The organism is Arcobacter sp. L, from assembly GCF_000284235.1.
Classification (GTDB): Bacteria; Campylobacterota; Campylobacteria; order Campylobacterales; family Arcobacteraceae; genus Aliarcobacter; species Aliarcobacter defluvii.
The window spans coordinates 756,431-779,494 of record NC_017192.1; the positions used below are offsets into that span (position 1 = coordinate 756,431).

The 23,064-nt window shown below is 25.7% G+C and carries 21 protein-coding genes; 15 read left to right on the forward strand and 6 right to left on the reverse strand.

The window, feature by feature from the left end; all coding sequences use genetic code 11:
* Position 1 precedes the first annotated feature (1 nt).
* Positions 2–1,438, reverse strand: a complete 1,437-nt coding sequence (gene sufB / locus ABLL_RS03830; RefSeq protein ID WP_014473463.1) for a Fe-S cluster assembly protein SufB — start codon at positions 1,436–1,438, stop codon at positions 2–4.
* Positions 1,439–1,650: 212 nt separating this feature from the next.
* On the opposite strand from sufB, the gene ABLL_RS14640 reads away from it, so the two are divergent.
* The 4 genes from ABLL_RS14640 to ABLL_RS03850 all read left to right on the forward strand — a co-directional run bounded on the left by ABLL_RS14640 (position 1,651) and on the right by ABLL_RS03850 (position 7,273).
* Entirely contained in the window at positions 1,651–3,426 is a 1,776-nt protein-coding gene (locus tag ABLL_RS14640) for an ATP-binding protein (protein WP_014473464.1), read from the forward strand.
* Positions 3,427–3,434: 8 nt separating this feature from the next.
* Positions 3,435–4,901 (forward strand): sensor histidine kinase, encoded by a 1,467-nt coding sequence (locus ABLL_RS03840; RefSeq protein ID WP_014473465.1) that lies wholly within the window; start codon positions 3,435–3,437, stop codon positions 4,899–4,901.
* A gap of 161 nt (positions 4,902–5,062) precedes the next feature.
* Positions 5,063–6,259, forward strand: a complete 1,197-nt coding sequence (locus ABLL_RS03845) for a NifS family cysteine desulfurase (protein ID WP_014473466.1) — start codon at positions 5,063–5,065, stop codon at positions 6,257–6,259.
* A 33-nt stretch (positions 6,260–6,292) separates the two neighbouring features.
* Positions 6,293–7,273: an iron-sulfur cluster assembly scaffold protein NifU gene (locus tag ABLL_RS03850; protein WP_014473467.1), complete on the forward strand. Its 981-nt coding sequence runs from the start codon at positions 6,293–6,295 to the stop codon at positions 7,271–7,273.
* Between the two features lie 53 nt (positions 7,274–7,326).
* Here ABLL_RS03850 and ABLL_RS03855 read toward each other — a convergent pair whose 3' ends face one another.
* Together ABLL_RS03855 and ABLL_RS03860 are read right to left on the reverse strand one after the other, a co-directional pair.
* Positions 7,327–7,956 carry a LysE family translocator gene (locus ABLL_RS03855; RefSeq protein ID WP_014473468.1) on the reverse strand — a complete coding sequence of 210 codons (630 nt, stop codon included), beginning with the start codon at positions 7,954–7,956 and terminating at the stop codon, positions 7,327–7,329.
* Between the two features lie 45 nt (positions 7,957–8,001).
* Positions 8,002–8,808, reverse strand: a complete 807-nt coding sequence (locus tag ABLL_RS03860; RefSeq protein WP_014473469.1) for an AraC family transcriptional regulator — start codon at positions 8,806–8,808, stop codon at positions 8,002–8,004.
* 73 nt (positions 8,809–8,881) lie between these two features.
* Between ABLL_RS03860 and ABLL_RS03865 the strand changes: the two genes are divergently transcribed.
* From ABLL_RS03865 to ABLL_RS03875, 3 genes are all read left to right on the forward strand, one after another.
* The gene (locus ABLL_RS03865) at positions 8,882–11,260 is read left to right on the forward strand and encodes an AAA domain-containing protein (RefSeq protein WP_014473470.1); all 2,379 of its coding nucleotides are present in this window, start codon (positions 8,882–8,884) and stop codon (positions 11,258–11,260) included.
* A gap of 61 nt (positions 11,261–11,321) precedes the next feature.
* Positions 11,322–11,945 (forward strand): HPP family protein, encoded by a 624-nt coding sequence (locus ABLL_RS03870; RefSeq protein ID WP_014473471.1) that lies wholly within the window; start codon positions 11,322–11,324, stop codon positions 11,943–11,945.
* Positions 11,946–12,023: 78 nt separating this feature from the next.
* On the forward strand, positions 12,024–12,791 hold the full coding sequence (locus ABLL_RS03875; RefSeq protein WP_014473472.1) for a TSUP family transporter: 768 nt from the start codon (positions 12,024–12,026) through the stop codon (positions 12,789–12,791).
* A gap of 13 nt (positions 12,792–12,804) precedes the next feature.
* Here the strand turns inward: ABLL_RS03875 and ABLL_RS03880 are convergent, their stop codons facing one another.
* Positions 12,805–14,052: a GGDEF domain-containing protein gene (locus ABLL_RS03880; RefSeq protein ID WP_014473473.1), complete on the reverse strand. Its 1,248-nt coding sequence runs from the start codon at positions 14,050–14,052 to the stop codon at positions 12,805–12,807.
* A gap of 76 nt (positions 14,053–14,128) precedes the next feature.
* Here ABLL_RS03880 and ABLL_RS03885 point away from each other — a divergent pair, with 76 nt between their 5' ends.
* The 4 genes from ABLL_RS03885 to argH are packed head-to-tail and all read left to right on the forward strand — an operon-like array spanning position 14,129 to position 17,544.
* The gene (locus tag ABLL_RS03885) at positions 14,129–14,326 is read left to right on the forward strand and encodes a hypothetical protein (protein ID WP_014473474.1); all 198 of its coding nucleotides are present in this window, start codon (positions 14,129–14,131) and stop codon (positions 14,324–14,326) included.
* 60 nt (positions 14,327–14,386) lie between these two features.
* Entirely contained in the window at positions 14,387–14,821 is a 435-nt protein-coding gene (locus ABLL_RS03890; protein WP_014473475.1) for a hemerythrin domain-containing protein, read from the forward strand.
* Positions 14,822–14,823: 2 nt separating this feature from the next.
* Positions 14,824–16,092, forward strand: a complete 1,269-nt coding sequence (locus ABLL_RS03895; protein WP_014473476.1) for a hypothetical protein — start codon at positions 14,824–14,826, stop codon at positions 16,090–16,092.
* 60 nt (positions 16,093–16,152) lie between these two features.
* Positions 16,153–17,544 carry an argininosuccinate lyase gene (gene argH / locus ABLL_RS03900; protein WP_014473477.1) on the forward strand — a complete coding sequence of 464 codons (1,392 nt, stop codon included), beginning with the start codon at positions 16,153–16,155 and terminating at the stop codon, positions 17,542–17,544.
* Positions 17,545–17,582: 38 nt separating this feature from the next.
* On the opposite strand, the gene ABLL_RS03905 is transcribed toward argH, so the two are convergent.
* Positions 17,583–18,491 (reverse strand): chemotaxis protein CheV, encoded by a 909-nt coding sequence (locus tag ABLL_RS03905; RefSeq protein ID WP_014473478.1) that lies wholly within the window; start codon positions 18,489–18,491, stop codon positions 17,583–17,585.
* A 61-nt stretch (positions 18,492–18,552) separates the two neighbouring features.
* On the reverse strand, positions 18,553–19,203 hold the full coding sequence (locus ABLL_RS03910; RefSeq protein ID WP_014473479.1) for a tRNA cyclic N6-threonylcarbamoyladenosine(37) synthase TcdA: 651 nt from the start codon (positions 19,201–19,203) through the stop codon (positions 18,553–18,555).
* A 60-nt stretch (positions 19,204–19,263) separates the two neighbouring features.
* Here ABLL_RS03910 and greA point away from each other — a divergent pair, with 60 nt between their 5' ends.
* The 4 genes from greA (at position 19,264) to uvrB (ending at position 23,063) form a co-directional block, all read left to right on the forward strand.
* Positions 19,264–19,752: a transcription elongation factor GreA gene (gene greA / locus ABLL_RS03915; protein WP_014473480.1), complete on the forward strand. Its 489-nt coding sequence runs from the start codon at positions 19,264–19,266 to the stop codon at positions 19,750–19,752.
* Between the two features lie 92 nt (positions 19,753–19,844).
* On the forward strand, positions 19,845–20,555 hold the full coding sequence (locus ABLL_RS03920) for a UDP-2,3-diacylglucosamine diphosphatase (RefSeq protein WP_014473481.1): 711 nt from the start codon (positions 19,845–19,847) through the stop codon (positions 20,553–20,555).
* Complete coding sequence (locus ABLL_RS03925) at positions 20,540–21,079, forward strand: hypothetical protein (RefSeq protein ID WP_014473482.1); 540 nt, start codon at positions 20,540–20,542, stop codon at positions 21,077–21,079. The genes ABLL_RS03920 and ABLL_RS03925 overlap by 16 nt, the downstream gene beginning before the upstream one ends.
* 10 nt (positions 21,080–21,089) lie before the next feature.
* Complete coding sequence (gene uvrB, locus ABLL_RS03930; RefSeq protein ID WP_041654661.1) at positions 21,090–23,063, forward strand: excinuclease ABC subunit UvrB; 1,974 nt, start codon at positions 21,090–21,092, stop codon at positions 23,061–23,063.
* Position 23,064: the final 1 nt, after the last annotated feature.

The following is a 23,064-nucleotide window of genomic DNA, read 5'->3' on the forward strand; positions in this document are numbered from 1 at the left end:
TTTATCCCACACTTCCTTCAAGCGATATATTTAATAACTCTTTTGCTTCTGCTGCAAATTCCATTGGTAATTCTTTTAAAACTTCTTTACAAAAACCATTTACTATCATAGCAATAGCATCTTCTTCTGCAATTCCTCTTTGATTTAAATAAAATAGTTGTTCATCAGAAATTTTTGAAGTTGTTGCTTCATGTTCTATATTTGCACTGCTATTTCTTATCTCATGATATGGATAAGTATGCGCATGACATTTATTTCCAATCAAAAGTGAATCACACTCAGAAATATTTCTTGCATTTGAAGCATTTTTCCCAACTCTAACAAGTCCTCTATAAGCATTTACTCCGTGCATTGCAGAAATACCTTTTGAAATAATTGTTGATTTAGTATTTTTACCTAAATGAACCATTTTTGTTCCAGTATCTGCTTGTTGTGCTTTTGAGGCAATTGCAACTGAATAAAACTCTCCAACGCTATTATCTCCTTGAAGTATACAAGAAGGATATTTCCAAGTGATTGCACTTCCAGTTTCAACTTGTGTCCAAGAAATTTTAGAGTTATCACCTTTACATAAACCTCTTTTTGTTACAAAGTTTAATATTCCACCTTTTCCATTATCATCACCTGGAAACCAGTTTTGAATAGTTGAGTATTTTATTTGTGCATCTTTTAAAGCGCATAGTTCAACAACAGCTGCGTGAAGTTGTCTTTCATCTCTTGTTGGAGCAGAACATCCTTCATTATAAGAAACATAACTTCCTTCATCACAGATTATCAAGGTTCTTTCAAATTGTCCTGTATTTAAAGCATTTATTCTAAAATAAGTTGATAATTCCATCGGACATCTAGTATTAGGTGGAATATATACAAAACTACCATCAGTAAATACTGCACAGTTTAAAGCTGCAAAATAGTTATCAGTTGGTGGAACAACACTTGCTAAATATTCTTGAACAAGTTCAGGGTATTTATGTGCTGCTTCACTGATTGAACAAAATATAATTCCCAATTTTTCAAGCTCTTCTTGATATGTTGTTTTAACTGAAACAGAATCAAAAACAGCATCAACTGCAACACCTGCAAGTTGTTTTTGTTCTTCAAGTGGAATACCAAGTTTTTCATAAGTTTTTAAAATTTCAGGGTCAACTTCATCCAAAGAATTTAAAGCTCGTTTAGGAGCAGAATAGTAAGCAATATCTTGATAATCAATTTTTGGATATTTCAAATGAGCCCAAGTTGGTTCTTCCATCTTTAGCCATTTTTTGTATGCTTTTAATCTAAAATCTAAAAGCCAAGATGGTTCATTTTTTTTTGCACTTATGGCTCTTATTACATCTTCATTTAAACCTTTTTCAAAGGTGTCACTTTGAACTAAAGTTTCAAATCCGAGTTTATACTCTTTATTTATTACGTCATGTATTTGTTGATTCTCACTCATGACTTCTCCAATATAATATTAATTTTTTAAATAAGATAAAAATTATCCTATTTAGAATACTATCATAAAGTAGTATACAATGTAAAGATAAATTATTTTATAAAAATTATATAAATCTAATAAAGATTATTTTTAAAATATATTATTTATTTCAAATAAAATTTTAATAAAATTTGTTATAAGATTAAAAAAACTTATAATTGAAAGCCACAATGCACATAGAAAAATTCAGAAATTTTATAGAAGAATCAATTTTAACAATTGTTATTTTTCTCTTTTTATTATTCACATCTTTTTTTTATTTTAAATTTCAGTTAGAAAAAGAGATACAAACTTATTTAACTAATTTAAAACAATTATATGCAACACAATATGATACTATTTACGATAATTTTAACAAACTTTCTCAAAATAGTTTTTATGGAATTATAAATAAACCAGAAATTTATGATTTAGTAAAATATGCATACAAACAAGATAGTGAACTTCAAAGCTTTTATCGAGAACGTTTGTATCAAAAATTAATATCTGATTATATTAGATTAAAAGAGTACAAATTTTATCAAATTCATTTTCATTTCCCAGATAATACAAGTTTTTTAAGAATGCACGAAAAAGATAAATTTGGAGATAATCTAACAAAAGATAGATTTAGTGTAAAAGAAGTAAATGAAAATTTAAAACCAGTATATGGTTATGAAATAGGAAAAATGGTTGATGGATTTAGATTTGTATATCCACTTTTTGATGAAAAACTTTTTCATATAGGAAGTGTTGAATTATCTGTTAGCTCAGATTTTTTTGAAAAAAATTTTGAAACAAGTTTTGATGTTGATGTTCATTTTTTAATTAAAAAATCTATCGTTGAAGAAAGAGTTTTTAAAGAGTATTTGAAAATTTTTGACATTAGTAATGAAAATGATGAATATTTATATAAAGAAGATAAAACTAAAGAGTTAAATCATTTTACAAATGAAAATTTCTATACAAATGAAGAAAGAAATCTTATTAAAATAAAAATGAAAAATAGTGAAAATTTTTCAATTTATAAAAAAATAAATGGAAATTATATTGCAATTTCATTTTTATCAATAAAAAATACTCAAAATGAAAAAAATGCAGCTTATATGGTTTTATATAAAAATTCAGATTTTATAAAACAAGTTATGAATAATTATCATAAGATGATTTTGATATTAATTTTAATCTCTATAATTTTTGTTTTTTATATAAATTATAGATACAAAAAAATACAAGAAGAAAAGAATAAAGAGTATATTTTATCTCAACAGACAAAAATGGTAGCTCTTGGTGAAATGATACAAAATATTTCTCATCAATGGAGACAACCTTTAAGTGTTATATCTGTTTTAGCAAGTGGATTAAAACTCAAAAAAGAGGTTAATATTTTAGAGGACAAAGAATTTTTTGAAAGTTTGGATGGAATACTACATAATACTACTTATTTATCAAATACGATAGAAGATTTTAGAAATTATTTTAATGAAAGTTTAGAAAAGAGAGCTTTTAATTTAAAAGATACAATTTTACAATGTACTGCAATGTTCAAAGAAGATTTGAATGCAAAAAATATAATTTTAATTGAAAATTTAATCGATATAGAATTATTTACTTATGAAAATGATTTAAAACATGTACTTATAAATCTATTAAAAAATGCAAAAGATTTTACGAAACAAGGTGTAATCCTTGTTGAAATGAAAGAAGAAAAAAATGAAATTATAATTGAAATACAAGATAGTGCAGGGGGAATCCCAAAAAATATAATTGAAAAGATTTTTGAACCATATTTTTCTACAAAACATAATTCATCGGGAATAGGCTTAGGATTATATAGTGCTTATGAAATAATCACTAAAAAATTTAATGGAAATATTTTGGTTGAAAATAGAACTTTTGATTACAATTTTGAGAGTTATAAAGGTGCTTGTTTTTCAATAATTTTAGACAAAAAGAATTTACAATAAGGTATGTTATGAAAAATAGTTTTAATTTAAAGATTTCATTTTTAGTAGGAGTTTTAACTTTTATAGTTGCTTTAATGGTAGGATTTTATTCTAATTATATATCAACACAACAACTTGAAGTAAATTCAGGTGAATCATTGCTTAAATTATCAAAAAGAGTAAATGATATTCTTGATAGAGAGATGTTAGAAAGATTTAGAGAAATCAGATTTGCTGCATCTTTACCAATAATGACAGATGAAAATAGTTCAATAAACGAAAAAAGAGAATTAATTCAAAAAATCAAAGATAATTATAATCATCATGAATGGATTGGATATGCACTTCTTGATGGAACAGTTGAAGTTGGAACAAATGGATATTTAGAAGGTAAAAATGTAAAAGCTAGACCTTGGCATCCAAATGGTTTAAATGGTCCTTATATTGGCGATGTTCATGATGCTTTATTATTGGCTAAATTATTACCAAATAATAGTGGTGAAGCTATTTATTTTTCTGATGTGGCATTTCCAGTTATAAATAAAAATGGTAAAACACTTGGTGTTTTATGTACACATTTAACTTGGCAATGGACAAGAGATGTTATAAGAAGTATTCAAAAAGAGCATGGTGTAGAAATCTTTTTATTATCTAAAGATGGATTAATTTTAGTAGGACCTGAAAATACTGAAAGAAGTAATATTTCAGATATATCTTTAAATGTAGCTCAATTACTTAAAACAGATGAAGAATCTTTTAAAATTCTAAATTGGAATAATAATGTTAAATATCTAACTGCAAGTAGTGTAAGTAAAGGATTTGAAGAGTACAAAGGTTTTTCTTGGAAAGTAATAGTTAGACAACCAGTTGATGAAGCTTTTAAAATAGCTCATAAAAATACAAGTTTAATTCTTTTAATAAGCGTATTTTTAGGAATTTTAGGTGCGATAATTGGAATTATAATATCAAATAAAATCTCAAAACCACTTAATAAGTTAAATCAAATAGTAGATGATATTATTAACAATAAAGAAGTAAAATTTTTGAAAAATGTTTCAAATGATGAAATAGGAAAATTACATAATGCTTTAGAAAATTTATATAAAAATTTAATTGAAGAATCTAAAGATAAAAAAAATGCGCAAATTAAAGTAGAATTGTCATTAAAAATATTTGAACAAGCTTTAGAAGGGATTATTATTTGTGATAAAAACAACAATATAATCTTAGTAAATAGAGCTTTTACTCAAATTACAGGATATGAATTAAATGATATTTATGGAAAAAATCCATCAATATTAAATTCTGGTTTACAAAATCAAGAGTTTTATGAAAATATGTGGAATAGGTTAAGAAAAGATGGAAAATGGGATGGACATCTGAAAAATAAAAGAAAAGATGGAACAATTTATGATGAGTATTTAAAAATCTCAACTCTAAAAGATAGAAAAGATGAAATTGTAAACTATTTAGCCACATTTAATAGCGGGTTTTAAAACTTTGATTAGTATAATAAAACTTACTGTATAAATAAGATAAAAACAATTAAGACAAGATTTATCCTATTTTCATTAAAATACGAAAAAGTTTTTATTTGTAACAATTAATTTTGGAATAGTTATTGCAAATAGAATTAAAAAATATAGGAATGATAAAAATGGAAGTTTATTTAGATAATAACGCAACAACAATAGTAGATCCCAAAGTTTATGAAGAAATGAAACCATTTTTCTGCGACATATATGGAAATCCAAATTCATTACACAAATTTGGAGCTGGAACTCATCCTAAAATGGTTGAAGCATTAAATTTTTTATATGAAGGTATAAACGCAGCTGATGAAGATGATGTAATCGTTACAGCAAATGCAACAGAAAGTAATAATACTGTTTTAAAAGGTATTTGGATAGATAAAATTTTAAATGGTGATAAAAAACACATTATAACAAGTGAAGTAGAACATCCATCTATTACTGCTGTTTGTAAATTTTTAGAGTCTCAAGGTGTAAGTGTAACTTATTTACCTGTAAATGAAGAGGGTGTTTTAGAAGCTTCTTTAGTTAAAGATTTTATAAAAGAAGATACAGCTTTAGTATCAATTATGTGGGCAAATAATGAAACAGGAAAAATATTCCCAATCAAAGAAATAGGAGCAATTTGTAAAGAAGCAGGAGTTCCTTTTCATACAGATGCAACTCAAGCTATTGGAAAAATTCCAGTTGATGTTCAAGACTGTAATGTAGACTATTTATCATTCTCAGCTCATAAATTCCATGGACCAAAAGGTGTTGGTGGTTTATATGTAAGAAAAGGTTTCTCTTTAACTCCTTTACTTCACGGTGGTGAGCAAATGGGTGGATTAAGAGCTGGAACAGTTGATGTGGCTTCAATGGTTGGAATGGGATGGGCTATGAAATTAGCAACATCTACTATGGCAATTGCTTATGAAAAAAATCATGTTAGTAAATTAAGAGATAAATTAGAAGCAGCAATTTTAGAATTACCTGAAACAATTGTTATTGGTGGAAAAGAGAACAGAACTCCAAATACAACTTTAATCTCTTTTAGAGGTGTAGAGGGTGAATCAATGCTTTGGGATTTAAATCAAGCAGGAATAGGTGCAAGTACAGGAAGTGCATGTGCCTCTGAAGATTTAGAAGCAAATCCAGTTATGAATGCTTTTGGAAGTGATAGTGAATTAGCTCATACAGGAGTTAGATTTAGTTTAAGTAGATTTAATACTGAAGAGCAAATAGATTATGCAATAGACGTTATTAAAAAAGCAGTTACTAGACTTAGAGCAATTTCAAGTTCTTATGCTTATGCTCCATCGTGTCATAAGTCTGGGTTATAATAGAAAATCGAATAATATTTAAAGGAAAATAAGATGGCAAAAAATAGTTTAATAAGCGGATCGATTTGGGATGAATACTCAAATCAAGTTGTAAATAGAATGAACAACCCTAAACATCAAGGGGAAATTACTGAAGAAAAAGCTGCAGAACTTGGAGCAAAATTAATTGTTGCAGATTTTGGAGCGGAATCATGTGGTGATGCTGTAAGACTTTATTGGGCAGTTGATGAAAATACAGATAAAATTTTAGAATCAAAATTTAAATCTTTTGGTTGTGGTACTGCAATCGCATCATCTGATGTTATGGCCGAATTATGTATTGGAAAAACAGTTGATGAAGCTGTAAAAATTACAAATATTGATGTTGAATTTGCATTAAGAGATACTCCTGATGTTCCAGCTGTTCCACCTCAAAAAATGCACTGTTCAGTTATGGCTTATGATGTTATCAAAAAAGCAGCAGCTGAATACAAAGGTGTTGATATGGAATCTTTTGAGGAAGAGCAAATCGTTTGCGAATGTGCAAGGGTTTCATTAGCTACTTTAAAAGAAGTAATCAAAATCAATGATTTAAAAACTGTTGAAGAAATTACAGATTATACAAAAGCAGGAGCTTTTTGTAAATCATGTATTAAACCAGGTGGACATGAAGCAAAAGATATCTATTTAGTAGATATTTTAAAAGATGTTAGAGCTGAAATGGAACATAATAAATTAAAAACAGCTGCAGATGCGAGTGCTTCTGGTCAAGCAAGTTTTGATAAAATGACATTAGTTCAAAGAATTAAAGCAGTTGATGCTGTAATTGATTCTGATATTAGACCAATGCTTGTTATGGATGGTGGAGATATGGAGATTATTGATATCAAAGAAAATCTACCACATTATGATATTTATATCAGATATCTAGGTTCTTGTTCAGGATGTTCGTCTGGAAGTACAGGAACTTTATTTGCAATTGAATCTGTATTACAACAAAAAATTGATGAAAATTTAAGAGTTTTACCAATCTGATTTTTCCAATTTTTTAATTTAAAAAAGGGACTTGTTTTTTCAAGTCCCTTTTTTTATATCTTATAAATTATTATCAAAGCTACAAACGTAAGAAAAACTGCAGAGATTTTTTCTATTAGATAAATATATCTATTAAAAAGTTGTTTTATTTTTTTTAAATTTAAAATATAAACTATAAAAATATCCCAAATTAGAACTGCAAAAAACATCCATAAACCATAAATAGTTTGAATAAAAAAAGGTGTATTATTTTGAAATGTTATACTAAACATGGAAAAATAAAAGATAAAATTTTTAGGATTTAAAATGGCACTTAAAAAGCCTTTGAAAAAACTTGATAGGTGATTGTCAACTTTTTTATTTTTTGATACATTTTCAAACAAATTTTTTCTCTTTGATTTAAATAAATAATATGAAATATAAAATAGATACACACAACCTGAAAGTTTTAAAAAGTTAAAAATAAATAGATTGTCTTTTAGAAACATAATTCCAAAAAGAGCTAGAAGTATATAAACTAAATTTGCAATGGCAATTCCAAAAGCTACTATTATTCCAGTTCTTTTCCCATTTTTTATAGTTGAATTAATGATAATAAAAAAATCAACTCCAGGACTAATCAAAGCTAAAAAATGAGCGAAAGCAAGTATAAAAAAACTTTGTAAATAAATCTCTATTTCCATAAATCCCCTTTTATTTTGAAGATTGTATAAAAAGAGAAGAATTAATTATTGTATAAAATTGTCCTGATACTCTTTTGGAGTAATTGCAACTATTTTTTTGAAGTTTCTATGAAAATGACTTTGGTCAAAAAAGCCACATTCAAGGGCAGTTTCTACTATGGAAAAACCTTTCTTTAGTAACTCTTTTGCAAACTCAATTTTTAGATTTATAAAGTATGAATGAGCTGAAATATTAAGTTCTTTTTTGAAAAGTTTTATGATATAAAAAGTTGATAGATTAAACTCTTTTGATAAACAATTTAAACTAATATCTTCTTTTAGATGATTTTTCATATATAAAATGATATTTTCAATTTTTTCACTGGTTTTTAACTCTATTTGTATATTTTTGTTATATTTTGTGTATAAAGAGCAAAAAAAGTCAATAATACAACTCTCTTTTTCCAAAATCAAAGCATTTGAAAATAGTAATTCACAAAGAGTTATAAACTTTTTATATAGAGTTTTATTTTTTAATATTTCATTTGAAAAAGGAATAAACTCATTTATGTTTGGAAATATACTTTTTTGAAGCTCAAAACACCAGTTTTTATCTAAATATAACATATAAATTTTATTTACAATTTTTGAAGAGGAGTTACAACTATGAATAGTATTTGGGTTTATGATAGCTAGTTGATTTTTTTCTAAAGTTATAGTTTTATTTTTATTTGTATAGATTCTTTGTCCATCCAATATTGCACCAATTGAAAGGCTATTATGAATATGTTGTTTATAACATTGATTTGATATTGAGTATCTAAGTTCTAAAAAATCCAATTTTTCATGGCTAAAATATAGTGTTTTATTCATTGGAAAATAGTAATGTAAAATTTGTTATAAAGCCTTTAACAAAAACGTAAATTTTTCTAAGTTAAAATCCCAGATGGAAATAGCAAAGTTAAAAGAACTATGCCTAAATCAGGCACAATTTTATTATGAATATGTAAAAAAATATAGTGAAAACAATGGAAAAAGTATAGACAAAGTTGTATCTATAAAATACCAAAAAGATAGCTTTCCAAAACTCTATGAAATAAAACTCGAAAAAGCTATTTATGATTTTGAAAAGACTTATTATAAAAACAATCAAACAAATGAATATTACTTTAATAAAAAAGATATTTTAATCAAAGAGTATGATGAAAAAAATAGGCTTTTGTATGTTCAAGTTTTAAATCCTGATATTGAATTTGAAAAGATAAAAAGTGATGATTTTTTTGTTGTTACTGATTTACTTTTTTTGATTAAAAATTTGATTGAATGGTATGAAAAAAATTCACATAAACTTACTTTTGATGATAAATTAACTTTTGATTTAAAACCAAATTTAGAAATTTTAAAAGATACAAAATTAAATCAAAATCAAATGGATGCTGTAAGTTCTATATTTAAAAATTCTTATTCTTACATTTGGGGACCTCCTGGAACTGGAAAAACAAAGGCTGTTTTATCAACTGCTTTGATAAACTATATAACTTCAAATAAAAAAGTTTTGATTGTTGCTCCAACAAATGTTGCCTTAGAACAGATACTTTTTGGAGTTTTAGAAAATACTGAAAAACTTCAAATCCAAAATGAAAAGATTTTACGAATAGGAATTCCTTCAAAAGATTTTTTTGATAAATATAGTGAAGTTTGTGAAACAAAAGGAATAGAAAGAGTTTTAGAATCACTTGAAAATGAGATAAATATATTAAGTAGAGTGATTAAATATCGAGAAGGTAAAATAATCAGTGAAGATTTAGAAAAAATCTTAGAGCATTTTTCAAAACTTCAAGAAAACAAAATAAAAATTATAAAACTTGAAAATGAAAAAGAGCATCTTCAACCTTTGATAAATCTTTTAACTTTACCTTTAAAAGCTTATCATTTTTCAAATAATTCAAGAATGATAAAAGATGCGATTAAAAAACATGAAAAAAATTATTGTATAAATTATGATGAAAAACTTATTGAAGAAAATAGATTAAAAGAAGTTGTAAATATAGATTGTATTAGAAAAAAGTTAGAAAATAAAGATGAAAAGATAAAAAAAATAAATCAAGAAAACTTTGAAATATTAACACTTTGTAAGAAAATAATAAAAAGTGAAAAGATTTATAATGAGATATTTAAAGATTTAACTCAAACAAATCTAGATGAAAAAGAATTTCAAATTAATCAAAAAATATCCCAATTAAATCTTTGGTGCAAAAGAAGTTTAGAATCAATCAAAACTTTAGTAATGCAGACAAATGATGAGTTGATAAATCAAGCTTTAGATATACATCATAAAAATTTTGATGATAAAAAATTAAAAGAGAAATTAGCTTTTTTAATCTATGAAAAAGATTTATTGATTGAACAAAGTACAAAACAAAGAGTAAAAAATAGTTTAGTAATTGCAATGACTATTGATGCATATATTCAATACACAATAAATGAGAATATTGAAGTAAATCATATCTTTTGTGATGAAGCTGGATATATGTCCACAATCAAAGCTTTGAGTTTATTTAAGTCTAATAGTTCAATTACATTTTTGGGTGACCATATGCAACTTCCACCTGTTAGTGAAATAAAAACAGATGATATAAACTCATATAAAAAGAGTTTTTTATGGAGTCAATCTGCACTTTTTTTTGAGACACTTTTTTTGAAAAATAGTGTTGAAGAGATTTATTTAGACTTTACAAATAATACAACGCCAAAGTTTGAAAAAACATCACAAGTAAATCTACTTTCAACTCATAGATTTGGAAAAAATTTAGCACAAGTTTTAAATAAATTTGTTTATAAATTTGGCTTTCAATCAGCCTTAGATAGTGATACAAATCTATTTTTTATAGATAGTGCTTCAAATGTAAATGAAGCTGAAGAACGCTCATCTTTAGAAGAAGTAATGATAATTAAAGAGTTAGTAAAAAAGTTTGAAGGAAAATCTTTTGTTATATTAACTCCATATAAAAAACAAGTGAAACTGCTAAAAGAGCACTTAGGTAGAAAATATTTTGAAAATATTATGACAATTCACAAATCACAAGGAAGTGAATGGGATAATGTAATTTTTAGTGTTGTAGATGATTCAAATAGTGGAAAAAGAAGAATGTTTTTTACAAATACTATAAATGAAAACTTTAAAGGTTTAAATCTAATAAACACAGTTGTAAGTAGAACGAAAAAAAGATTAATCATTGTTGCAAATGAAGACTTTTGGATAAAACAAAAAGATACTCAATTGATAGGAAATCTAATCTTTAATTCAAAAAAAGTTATAGCTTGAAAAAATTATTAACTATTTATCAAATAATCTGTATCATCATACTATCAATAAGGAGTAAAATATGTTTGCAATATATAACAATGGAAGAGTAGGTTTTAGAAGTACCGTTGATAATTTATATAATTTAAAAAATGTTGATGAATTAGATAAAACTAGATTTAAACCTGATGAGGGATTAATCCAAAGTTTTTCAAATGAAGAAAAAGAAGAACAAAAAAAAGAATTTTTAAATTCATATAAAAAAATGGCAAATATTGATACTCTTGAACCTGTATATTATATAAAAGATATTATGACTAGAGATGTTTTTTCATTGGATAATAAAGCAACTATTGAAGATGCGTATAATTTTTTGAAAGATAATAAAATTACACAAGCTCCAATTATTGATTTTGGAAAAAAAATAATTGGAATGATTAATAAAAAAATAATACTTAATTTACTGATGGAAGATATTGAAAATATAAAATCAATTTTAAATAAAAAAATAGAAGATATTTATCTTCCAGAAGTAATAACATCTGAACCACTTTCTGAAGTAAGAACAGTTGTAAAAGTGATGTTAGATTTTAAACTTGAAGCAATACCAATTGTTGATGAGGATGGTATTTTATTAGGAATTGTTTCTCAAACAAATATTTTAAAAGCAGTTGCACATCTTCCAAAATTACAATTATGGTCATAAAAAATATTATTTTATGAAATTTTTGTATAACTTTTATATAATTTTTTGATATACTTCGCAAAAAAATAAAGAGTATATATGGATTTTTTACAAGAAATAACCACTTTGTGGATTATTATTTTTATGATTACGGGGTTTGTTGCAGGTTATATTGATTCTATTGCTGGTGGAGGAGGAATGATACAAGTTCCTGTTTTACTTTATAGTGGTATTCCTCCTATTTTTGTTTTAGCAACTAATAAAATTGCATCTCTATTTGGAACTTTAATGGCAACAATAAAATATTTTTTAAGTAAAAAAATATCATTTAGAATTGTTGCTATTGGTTTGATTCCTTGTTTATTAGCTTCTTACATTGGAAGTAAACTTGTTATGTATATTCCAGATTATGTTATAAAATGGGCAATATTAATAGCAATTCCAATTGCACTATTTTTTTTATTAAAAAAGAGTAAAAGTATAGCTGAAGAAAATACAAAATTAACGAATAAAAATATAATACTAGCAACTGCACCAATAGGGTTTTATGATGGTATTTTAGGACCTGGAACGGGAACTTATTTGACTATTTCTATGAAAAAGTTTTTACATTTAGATTATATTATTGCAACAGCGTCAACTAAACCTTTAAATTTAGCTACAAATGTAGGTTCTGCTATTGCTTTTATAATGGCAGGAAAAGTTTTATGGATGATTGCAATTCCTATGGCAATTTCAAATATGTTAGGTTCTTATGTTGGAAGTCATTTTGCAATTAAAGGTGGAGAAGTTTTTATAAAAAAAGTTTTGATTTTTGTATTAATTTTTATGCTGATTGCAAATATAATAAAGATTATTCTATCTTAATAGAATAATCTTTTTATATCTCTATTCCATTATCAAAGATTATTTTATCTCTTCCTTTATGCTTAGCTTCATAAAGTAACTCATCGGCTCTTTTTTTAGCTTCTAGAAAAGAATCATATTTATTTCTATAACTAATTCCTGCTGAAAATTTTATTTTTATTTCAATATCTTTATATATAAAATTACAGTTTTCAATAGTTCTTTTTACTCTTTTTAAATATCTTTGAACTTCTACTTCTTCTTGATAATTAATAAGTGCGATAAACTCTTCACCACCATATCTAGCAATAATATCTTCTTTTCTTGTTAAATCTTTCAAAATACCTGCAAAACTTTTTAAAACTAAATCTCCGCATGAGTGTCCAAATTTATCATTTATATCTTTAAAGTGGTCAATATCATAAAAAACTATCGCATAATCTGCATCAAAAATCGAAAATTTCTTTTCCATTTTGTCAACTTCTTGATGATAAGCTCTTCTATTTAAAATATTAGTTAAATAATCAATTTGATGTTCTTCTTTAACTAAAACTAACTCTTTTTGAAGATCTTCTATTTGTTTATTTAAATGCTCAAATTTTTCTCTACTATTAGTGATAATTTTACGATTTTCTTTTATAGAGTTTTCTAATTTATAGATAGTATCAATAAGTTTTTTTTGTACAATTTTTAATTCTCTATGTGAAGAATTTGATATATTTAGATTGATTAACTCATCTTTTATTTTTAATATTTCTTCTGTTGAATTTTCACCTTCACTTAAAGTTTTGTCAAAATATCTACTCATTAAAGATGTAAGTTTTACTATGTCATCTGTTTTATCTTTTAAAACTTTTCTATCTGCGTCTATTCTATGTTTTGAAAGTTCTTTTAATTTTGAAATAGAGTCAGTTGATGTTAATTTTTTAGGATCTTTTAAAATTTTCAAGATAAATTCTTCAATATCTTCAATAAAACTAAAATCAACAGAAGGTATTAAAATATCATTAAGTGCTTCAACTAACTGTTTTAATTCTTCAGTACTTGTTCTTTGTATTAAGATATTTGCTAAATCATTGAAAGATTCTAGTTTTGAAGATTTTTTTTCTTCTTCGGTTAAATTTTCTTTTATTTTTTCAAATAATTCAAATTCTTTTAAATTTACATTATTTAATTTTGCTTGTTTTTTGAATTCTATAAAATAGTGTTCAGGCGTAGTGGCGATATTTTCTTCTTTTAATTGAAAAAGTGTATCTTTTGTTAGTTCTTTAATATTTACCAAATAATAATACCTTATACTTTTAATGTTACTAATTATAGCAATTAATTAATAATAATAAAAATAAAAAGGAATAAAAATGACAGCACAAGATAAAGAATTGGCTCAACTTCACGATGCTATCGTAGATGATGTTAAATTATTAGTTGATAAATATATGTCAATTATTGGTTGGGATGTTCCAGAAAATGATGAAAATAATGCAAAAAGTAAACTTTTATATATTATAAAAGATGCAATAGAAGAAATTGAGGAAGATGAAAATAGTATTGATTAATATCAATTAAAAAGATTTTTAATTACTTTATAATTTAAAAAAAATAATAAGGTAGATATTATGAATACGATTTCAGAATTTTTAACAACTGATCATAGATCTTGTGATGAAAGCTTTGCAAGTTTAGAAAATAGTGTTGCAATTCAAAACTGGGAAGAAGCAAAAGAAAAAATGCAAAAATTTTCTTTTGATTTATTACATCATTTTGATATGGAAGAAAAGGTGATGTTTCCAACCTTTGAAGAAAAAACTGGTATGACTCAAGGTCCAACTATGATTATGACTATGGAACATAATCAAATGAGGCAACTTTTAAGTGTATTAGAAAATGATATTGAGAAAAAAGATAAAAATCATTTTTTTGGAGTTAGTGAAAGTTTGATGATGTTAATGCAACAACATAATATGAAAGAAGAGCAAATGCTTTATAAAATGGCTGATGCACATCTTGGAAGTTTAGTAAATTCAGTTCTTGAAAAGATGAAGGATTTATAATTATGTTTAATCAAGGTCTAAGTCTTGACCAAGCACCACCTATTTCTATCCCATTTCGGTTTTTTCTAAGTGCTCCTTTTTTTGGAGTACTTATATCTTTAGTTTTTTTGATTTTCCCTTTTGATGAAGTATCAAATCAATACACACATTTTGCAGTAGGAGTTGTCCATCTTTTTACTTTGGGAATTTTAACAATGATAATTTTTGGAGCGATGCAACAAATGATGCCAGTTCTTGCAGGTGCAATAATTAAAAAACCACAAGTATTTGCAAATATTGTACATTCTTGTTTAGTCATTGGAACTTTAGGTTTAAGTTTCTCTTTTATTTTAGAGTTGAAATTTTTACTTTATATTGGAGTAGTATTTTTATCTATTTCTTTTCTTACTTTTTTTATTGTTTCAATAAAACTTTTATTTCAAGTAAGATTTATGACTTCAACAGTAAAAGCCATGAAGCTTTTTTCACTAGCTGGAATAATTACTTTTATTTTTGGATTTTATTTGGCAGTTTGTCACATAAATTTAAATTTAGGTGAGCATTATTTTGCATTTATTAATATACATATTTTATTTGGATTTTTTGGTTTTGCATTTTTACTTATAATGGGTGTTTCCTTTCAAGTTATTCCTATGTTTTATGTTGCATTAGATTTTCCAAAATTTATTCAACATAAATTTCCAGTATTAATATTTATTTTACTTTTCATCTCTTTTTTATTTTTTTATTTTGATATAAATTTTTTAATTTTAAAATTTTTATTTGTTTTATTGATTTGTTTCTTTACATATTTTGCTTTAAAATCTTTAAATAATAGAAAAAGACCTGTTTTTGATGTGACCTTATGGTATTGGAAATTTTCTTTAATATCTTTATTTATAAGTATGATTATTTGGTTATTTGATATTTTTGATACAAACTATGTTCTAGCAATCATTTTTGCTTTTGGATTTTTATATTCTCTTTTACAAGGAATGGTTTATAAAATAATTCCATTTTTATCATGGTTTCATTTAAATTCAAAAGGATATTTTTCTATTCCAACAATTAGAGAGTTTATAGATGAAAGATATATAAGGATTCATTTCTTTCTTCATATTCTTTCAATAATATTTTTTGTAATAGCATATTTTCAAAATTTTTTTATCTATGTTGCTTCAATTATATTTTTAATATCAAATATTTTGTTTTTTATAAATTCAATGATAGCAGTAAAAAAATATATAAATATCTCAAAAACTAATCCTATGGATTTTTCTTCTTTTAAATAATATCACTTGTGTTATAATGTTGCCTCAATTTAAAGGCACATTATAATTTTAGGAAACCAAATGGCAAATCAAAATAATCAGATTTTAAAAAATACGAATGCACAAATCTTAGATGAGTTCAATGCTTCAATAATGTTTGATAAAGAACTTTATGCTCAAGATATTAGAGGTAGTATTGCTCATTCACAAATGTTAGCTCAACAAGGTATTTTAACAAGTGAAGAGCAAAAAGCAATAGAAACTGGACTTTTACAAGTTAAAAAAGAGATTGAAAGTGGAGAATTTAAATTTACATTAGCTTATGAAGATATTCATATGGCTGTTGAAACAAGACTTACTGAAATTATTGGAGAACCTGGAAAAAGACTTCATACTGCACGAAGTAGAAATGATCAAGTTGCAACAGATTTTAGACTTTATGTTCAAGATAAATCTTTAAGTATAAAAGAGCAATTAAAAGAGTTAATTGAAACTTTTGTAAATGTTGCAGGCAAATATACAACAACTTTAATTCCAGGAATGACACATTTACAACATGCTCAACCTCTTAATTTTGGTTTCCATTTATTAGCTTATGCAAATATGTTTAAAAGAGATTATGAAAGATTTGAAAGTTCTTATGATAGAAATAACTATTGTCCTTTAGGAAGTGCTGCACTTGCTGGAACACCACACAATATAAATAGAGAATTAACATCTTCTAAACTGGGATTTATTTCTCCTACACTTCATGCAATGGATACAGTATCAGATAGAGATTTCGCTTTAGAAATTTTATTTAATATAAGTACAACAATGATGCATATTAGTAGAATTTCGGAAGAGTTGATTTTATGGTCATCTTATGAGTTCCAATTTGTAAGAATGAGTGATGAATATGCAACAACAAGTTCAATTATGCCACAAAAGAAAAATCCAGATGTGCCTGAACTTCTAAGAGGAAAAACAGGTCGAGTTTATGGAAATTTAATCTCTCTTTTAACAGTGATGAAGGGTTTACCATTAGCTTATAATAAAGATACACAAGAAGATAAAGAAGGAGTTTTTGATTCAGTTAAAACAGTAGAAATTTCAATTTCAATTTTAAATGAAGTTATAAAAACTATGATTGTGAATGTTGAAAAAATGGAACAAGCTTGTAAAATAGGGCATTTAACAGCAACTGATTTAGCTGATTATTTAGTACAAAAACAAAATATGCCATTTAGAACTGCTTATTATATTACAAAAGATGTTGTAGCTCTTGCAAATAAATTAAATAAAGATATTAGTGAATTAAATATTTATGAAATTAGAAGTGCAAATGAAGAGTTAAAAAATGTAAGTGATGAAATTGTTATGTACTTAGATTTAAGAAACTCAATGAATGCAAGAAATTCATTTGGTGGAACTTCGACAATTCAAACAGAAAGTCAAATTAAATTTTTTGAAGAGTGGTTAAAAAATATATGAATAAGATGAGTTTTATTACTCATCTTATTTAAAAAAAGTTATTTTAATAAGAATTTTTTAGTTAATTTAAAAAGACTTGAAATATCAGTTTTTCCAACAAAACCATCAACTCCAACTTGATTCATTTTACCTCTTACTGCATCTGTTGTCATTGAAGAGTTTACAATGATTGGAATATGTGCTAAGTTTTTATTATTTTTTATAAATGATGCAACTTGATAACCATCAGTTCCTGGCATTTCAATATCTGTAATTACCATACCAATTTTATCAGGATTTAGTTCTTCTAATCTTTTTATTAATAATGTACCATTTGTATAAATTTCATAATCAAGACCTGTTTCTTCAAAAAATGAACTTAAAACTTCTCTAGCAACACCTGAATCTTCAGCTGCCAAAATTAACTTATCAGAATGAAGTTTTTCTTCTACATATTTTTTGATTTCGTCAGAACCATCATCCGTCCATTTAATATCTCTTAAAAGTTGTTCAGCATTAAATACAGTACATAATTCATCTTTATTATTTACTTTTACATATGTTGTGTAAGTTATTTTTGAATTTGTTTCTTCTGTATGTCTTAATTCCTGAGTTGTTTTTTCAACTATATCAAGCATATCTTTTACTAAAAAACCAATTTTTTTATGATTAAATTCACAAAAGATAATAAGTTTATAATCTTTTACAGCTAATGCAGGAAGTCCTAACCAAGCATCAAGATTGATTAATGTTACAGGTTCCCCTCTGATTGTTGCAATTCCTGCAATAACATTAGTATCTTTTGGAGTATCATTAATTGCAACTTCTTCTGTGATTATAAAAGCTTTAACTTTTGCTATATTAATTGCGTAAATATTATTATGACCAGTGTAAAATACTGCTAATTGTTGAACATTTCTTAAATGTCCTTGCGTCATTTGCTCTACACTACCGCTAATACCGCTCATGTGAATCCTTTTTCATGTAAGTTAATTATTATATATCTTTTAAACTTTGAGTATCTTTAAGTTATTTTTCCATCTTTTTTAATAATTTTTGTACTGTAACAGATGCCATCATTAAACCAAATGAACCAGTAACTCCCTCAAAACTACCCTTTTCAATACATTTTGGATTTTCCGATGAAAAAATTACTTTAAATTTTTTCTTAAATCCTTGTTTCTTTAACTCTTCTCTAATTTTTTTAATAAATGGATCATTATATGTATCCCAAATAGAAATATATTCTATTTTACTTGGATCAATTCTTTTTGCTCCACCACTTGTACTAATAATTTTAGTAAAGTATTTTTTTATTAGATGAACTTTTGGTCTTATATCATCAATTGCATCTAAAATATAATCATAAGATGAAAAATCAAAATTATCAATCCATTCTGGCGTGATTTTTACATGAATAGGAGTAACAGTTGGATATTTTTCTTTTAAAGCTTCAACCTTTATTTTTCCAATATTTCCATGGCTACCAAGTTGTCTATTCATATTTGATTCTTCATAGGTATCAAAATCAACTATTGTGATATCTGTAATCCCAGTATTATAAAGAGCATCAAGTGCAAAACTTCCAACACCACCAACTCCTAAAAGTATTAATTTGGCATTTTTCAAATTTTCAAATGCCTCATCACCAAATAGCTTTTTTGTTCTATCATATCTCATCTAAACTTCTCTTTTACTATTTTTAGGTATTATAACATAAATAAATTTATGGAGATGTTGATGGATAAAGAACCAATGACAATGGCTGGATATAATAAAATTACAGGAGAATTGGAGTTTTTAAAAAAAACTGAAAGACCAGAAACTGTAATTGCATTAGATGAAGCTAGACAATTAGGAGATTTAAAAGAAAATGCTGAATATCACTCTGCAAAAGATAAATTAGCATTAATTGATTCTCAAATTGCTGAATTAAATGCGGTTATTTCAAAAGCAGTAATAATCGATCCTTCAACTCTTCCTCATGATAAAGTAAGTTTTGGTTCAACTGTTAGTTTAGTTGATGTAAATACAGATGAAGAATTTACTTATACAATAGTTGGTGGAGTTGAGTCTAATGCTGAAAAAGGAATGATTTCTTTTAATTCTCCACTTGCAAAACAATTAATGGGAAAAGAAGAGGGTGATGAAGTAAGAGCAACTCTTCCAGGTGGAGTTAAAACTTATGAAGTTTTAGCTGTAGGTTACAAGGATATAGCGTTACTATGAATATAATTATTTTTGAAATTTTTAATAATTATCAAAAATTTAATATTTTATATGCCATAATTCAAAATATTAGAAGAACTGCAAGATAGCTCATGGATTTTTTTATAAAACAAGGAGCTATTTTTGTAGCTGACTCACATTTTAATCAAAAAAATAAAGAATTTTTGATACTTCTAAAAAAAATAGAAAATAAAGAAATTTTACCTCCTCAAATTTTTTTAATGGGCGATATGATAGATTTTATTTCAAGTGAATGTAAATATTTTGTTAAACAAAATATGGAGATAATAGAACTTCTAAATAAATTATCTAAAGATATTGAAATTGTTTATTTAGAAGGAAATCACGATTTTAATTTGAAAGAACTTTTTTCAGAAATAAAAATTGTAAAAAGAGAGAATCAACCACTTTTAGCAAAATATGAAAATAAGACTGTTAGTTTATCTCATGGTGACAATTTTATAAATTGGAAATATGATTTATTTTGTAAAATTGTAAGAAATAGATTTTTTTTGAAATTTATGAATTTTATAGATGTAAACTTTTTTATTTCAAAAAAAATAGAAGAGGTATTATGTAAAAAAAATATTTGCCATAAAATAGATAATTTTGAAAAGATAGTTTTAAAAAGATTAAAAAATTACAATACAGATATTGTAATAGAGGGACATTATCACCAAGGAAAAATTTTTTTTATTGAAAATAAGAAATATTTAAATGTTCCATCATTATGCTGTCAAAAAAAATATATGAAATTTAATAATTCAAATTTTGAAGAGGAAAGTATATGCATCTTACCATAATAGGTATAGTAATAGTAATTACTATCTTATTGTTGATTATTTTAATTTATTTATTAATGAACAATGAAAATAGTACAAAGCTTACTAATAAAAAAGAGATGGTACAATCTATAAAAATTGTAAAATTAGAAGAGATAAAATTTCCTAGAAATGTGGAAAAGATGAATATTAATGCTTTATCAAAAGCTTGTAGAGTTATTTTAGATTCTTATAGAGCATTGGATTATGTAAGTAAATTGCCAAGTGCAATGGATAAGATAGAGTGGCATACTTGGCAAGTTTCTATTCTTTTACATTTTTTAAAAACTGATGGTAAATTAACAGTTTCAAATAGTGATAATTTTTTTCATATAACTATTTTAGAGTTAAGAGATGAACTTAGAAAACAAGATATGCAAAGAATTTTAAATAAATATTTGAATAATGCAAATATTGAAAAAGATAGAGATACTTTAAGTCGAGATGTTATTTGGACAGCAAGAGATGTATCAATTATTTTATATGAAATCCTAAAAGATAGATAAAGGAGTTCCCATAGCAAATTTTAAAGTAGTAAGTGATTATGAACCAAGTGGAGACCAGCCAAAAGCAATAAAGGCTTTGACTGATAGTATAGAAGCTGGAAACCAATATAACACGCTTTTAGGAGTTACTGGAAGTGGTAAAACTTATACAATAGCTAAAGTTATTGAAAAAGTTCAAAAGCCAACTCTTATAATGACTCACAATAAAACTTTAGCAGCTCAGCTATACTCTGAATTTAAACAATTTTTCCCAAACAATCATGTTGAGTATTTCATCTCTTATTATGATTATTATCAACCAGAAGCTTATATTCCAAGAAGTGATTTATTTATTGAAAAAGATAGTTCAATAAATGAAGAATTAGAAAGATTAAGACTTAGTGCAACAGCTTCACTTTTATCTTTTGATGATGTTATTGTTATTGCATCTGTTTCAGCAAACTATGGTTTAGGAAATCCTGCTGAATATAAAGCAATGGTTCAAAGAGTTGAAGTAGGTTTTGAGTATTCACAAAAAGAGTTTTTATTAAAACTTGTAGAAATGGGGTATAAAAGAAATGATAAATTTTTTGATAGGGCTGATTTTAGAGTTAATGGAGATGTAATAGATATTTTTCCTGCTTATTTTGAAGATGAATTTATTAGAGTTGAATTTTTTGGTGATGAGGTTGAATCTATTTCAAAACATGAATATATCACAAATAATAGAGTAAAAGATTTACAAGAAGTAATAATTTATTCAGTTAATCCTTTCGTTGTTTCAAATGATAAACTTGCAAATGCTGTAAAAGAAATTGAAGAAGAGTTAGATGAAAGACTTGAATACTTTCAAAAAGAGCAAAAGTTAGTCGAATATCAAAGGCTAAAACAAAGAGTTGAGTTTGATTTAGAGATGATTGAAGGAACTGGAATGTGTAAAGGAATTGAAAACTATGCACGACATCTAACAGGTCAAAAACCAGGTGAAACTCCTTATTCTTTACTTGATTATTTTGAACAAATGGGAAAAGATTTTTTACTTGTAGTTGATGAATCACATGTTTCACTTTCTCAATTTAGAGGAATGCATGCTGCTGATAGAAGCAGAAAAGAGGTTTTAGTAGAGTATGGATTTAGACTTCCTTCTGCACTTGATAATAGACCATTAAAATTTGATGAGTTTATAAAAAAAGCTCCACATTATGTATTTGTAAGTGCAACTCCAAATGAACTTGAACTTGAGATGAGTTCAGTTGTAGCTGAGCAGATTATCCGACCAACTGGACTTCTTGATCCAGTTATTGATATTGTTGATAGTGAATTTCAAGTGGAAAAACTTCACGATGAAATCAAAAAAGTAATTGCAAAAAATGAAAGAGTTTTAGTAACTGTTTTAACTAAAAAAATGGCTGAAGAGTTAGCAAGTTATTATGCTGATTTAGGAATAAAAGTAAAATATATGCACTCTGAAATTGATGCGATTGAAAGAAATCAAATAATCAGAGAATTAAGACTTGGAACTTTTGATGTATTAATCGGAATTAATCTTTTAAGAGAAGGTTTGGATATTCCTGAAACTTCTTTAGTTGCTATTTTAGATGCAGATAAAGAAGGTTTTTTAAGAAGTCGTACTTCACTTATTCAAACAATAGGAAGAGCTGCTAGAAATGAAAATGGAAGAGTTATTTTATTTGCCAAAAAAATCACAGCTTCAATGCAATTTGCAATAGATGAAACAAACAGAAGAAGAAAAATTCAAGAAGAACACAATATCAAAAACAATATAACTCCAAAATCTACAAAAAGAAAACTAGATGAAAATTTAAAACTTGAAGAGTATGATGATGTGGCTTGGAAAAAACAAAAACTTGAAAAAATGCCAGCAGCTGAGAGAAAGAAAATCTTAATAGAATTAAATAAACAAATGAAAAAAGCAGCTTCTGATTTAAACTTTGAAGAAGCTATTAGATTAAGAGATGAGATAGCAAAAATAAAAGAGATATAAG

Excerpts from the sequence above, each read along its gene's own strand:
- sufB (WP_014473463.1), bottom strand. The coding sequence starts at position 1,438 with ATGAGTGAGAATCAACAAATACATGACGTAATAAATAAAGAGTATAAA.
- ABLL_RS14640 (WP_014473464.1), top strand. The coding sequence starts at position 1,651 with ATGCACATAGAAAAATTCAGAAATTTTATAGAAGAATCAATTTTAACA.
- ABLL_RS03840 (WP_014473465.1), top strand. The coding sequence starts at position 3,435 with ATGAAAAATAGTTTTAATTTAAAGATTTCATTTTTAGTAGGAGTTTTA.
- ABLL_RS03845 (WP_014473466.1), top strand. The coding sequence starts at position 5,063 with ATGGAAGTTTATTTAGATAATAACGCAACAACAATAGTAGATCCCAAA.
- ABLL_RS03850 (WP_014473467.1), top strand. The coding sequence starts at position 6,293 with ATGGCAAAAAATAGTTTAATAAGCGGATCGATTTGGGATGAATACTCA.
- ABLL_RS03855 (WP_014473468.1), bottom strand. The coding sequence starts at position 7,956 with ATGGAAATAGAGATTTATTTACAAAGTTTTTTTATACTTGCTTTCGCT.
- ABLL_RS03860 (WP_014473469.1), bottom strand. The coding sequence starts at position 8,808 with ATGAATAAAACACTATATTTTAGCCATGAAAAATTGGATTTTTTAGAA.
- ABLL_RS03865 (WP_014473470.1), top strand. The coding sequence starts at position 8,882 with ATGGAAATAGCAAAGTTAAAAGAACTATGCCTAAATCAGGCACAATTT.
- ABLL_RS03870 (WP_014473471.1), top strand. The coding sequence starts at position 11,322 with ATGTTTGCAATATATAACAATGGAAGAGTAGGTTTTAGAAGTACCGTT.
- ABLL_RS03875 (WP_014473472.1), top strand. The coding sequence starts at position 12,024 with ATGGATTTTTTACAAGAAATAACCACTTTGTGGATTATTATTTTTATG.
- ABLL_RS03885 (WP_014473474.1), top strand. The coding sequence starts at position 14,129 with ATGACAGCACAAGATAAAGAATTGGCTCAACTTCACGATGCTATCGTA.
- ABLL_RS03890 (WP_014473475.1), top strand. The coding sequence starts at position 14,387 with ATGAATACGATTTCAGAATTTTTAACAACTGATCATAGATCTTGTGAT.
- ABLL_RS03895 (WP_014473476.1), top strand. The coding sequence starts at position 14,824 with ATGTTTAATCAAGGTCTAAGTCTTGACCAAGCACCACCTATTTCTATC.
- argH (WP_014473477.1), top strand. The coding sequence starts at position 16,153 with ATGGCAAATCAAAATAATCAGATTTTAAAAAATACGAATGCACAAATC.
- ABLL_RS03905 (WP_014473478.1), bottom strand. The coding sequence starts at position 18,491 with ATGAGCGGTATTAGCGGTAGTGTAGAGCAAATGACGCAAGGACATTTA.
- ABLL_RS03910 (WP_014473479.1), bottom strand. The coding sequence starts at position 19,203 with ATGAGATATGATAGAACAAAAAAGCTATTTGGTGATGAGGCATTTGAA.
- greA (WP_014473480.1), top strand. The coding sequence starts at position 19,264 with ATGGATAAAGAACCAATGACAATGGCTGGATATAATAAAATTACAGGA.
- ABLL_RS03920 (WP_014473481.1), top strand. The coding sequence starts at position 19,845 with ATGGATTTTTTTATAAAACAAGGAGCTATTTTTGTAGCTGACTCACAT.
- ABLL_RS03925 (WP_014473482.1), top strand. The coding sequence starts at position 20,540 with ATGCATCTTACCATAATAGGTATAGTAATAGTAATTACTATCTTATTG.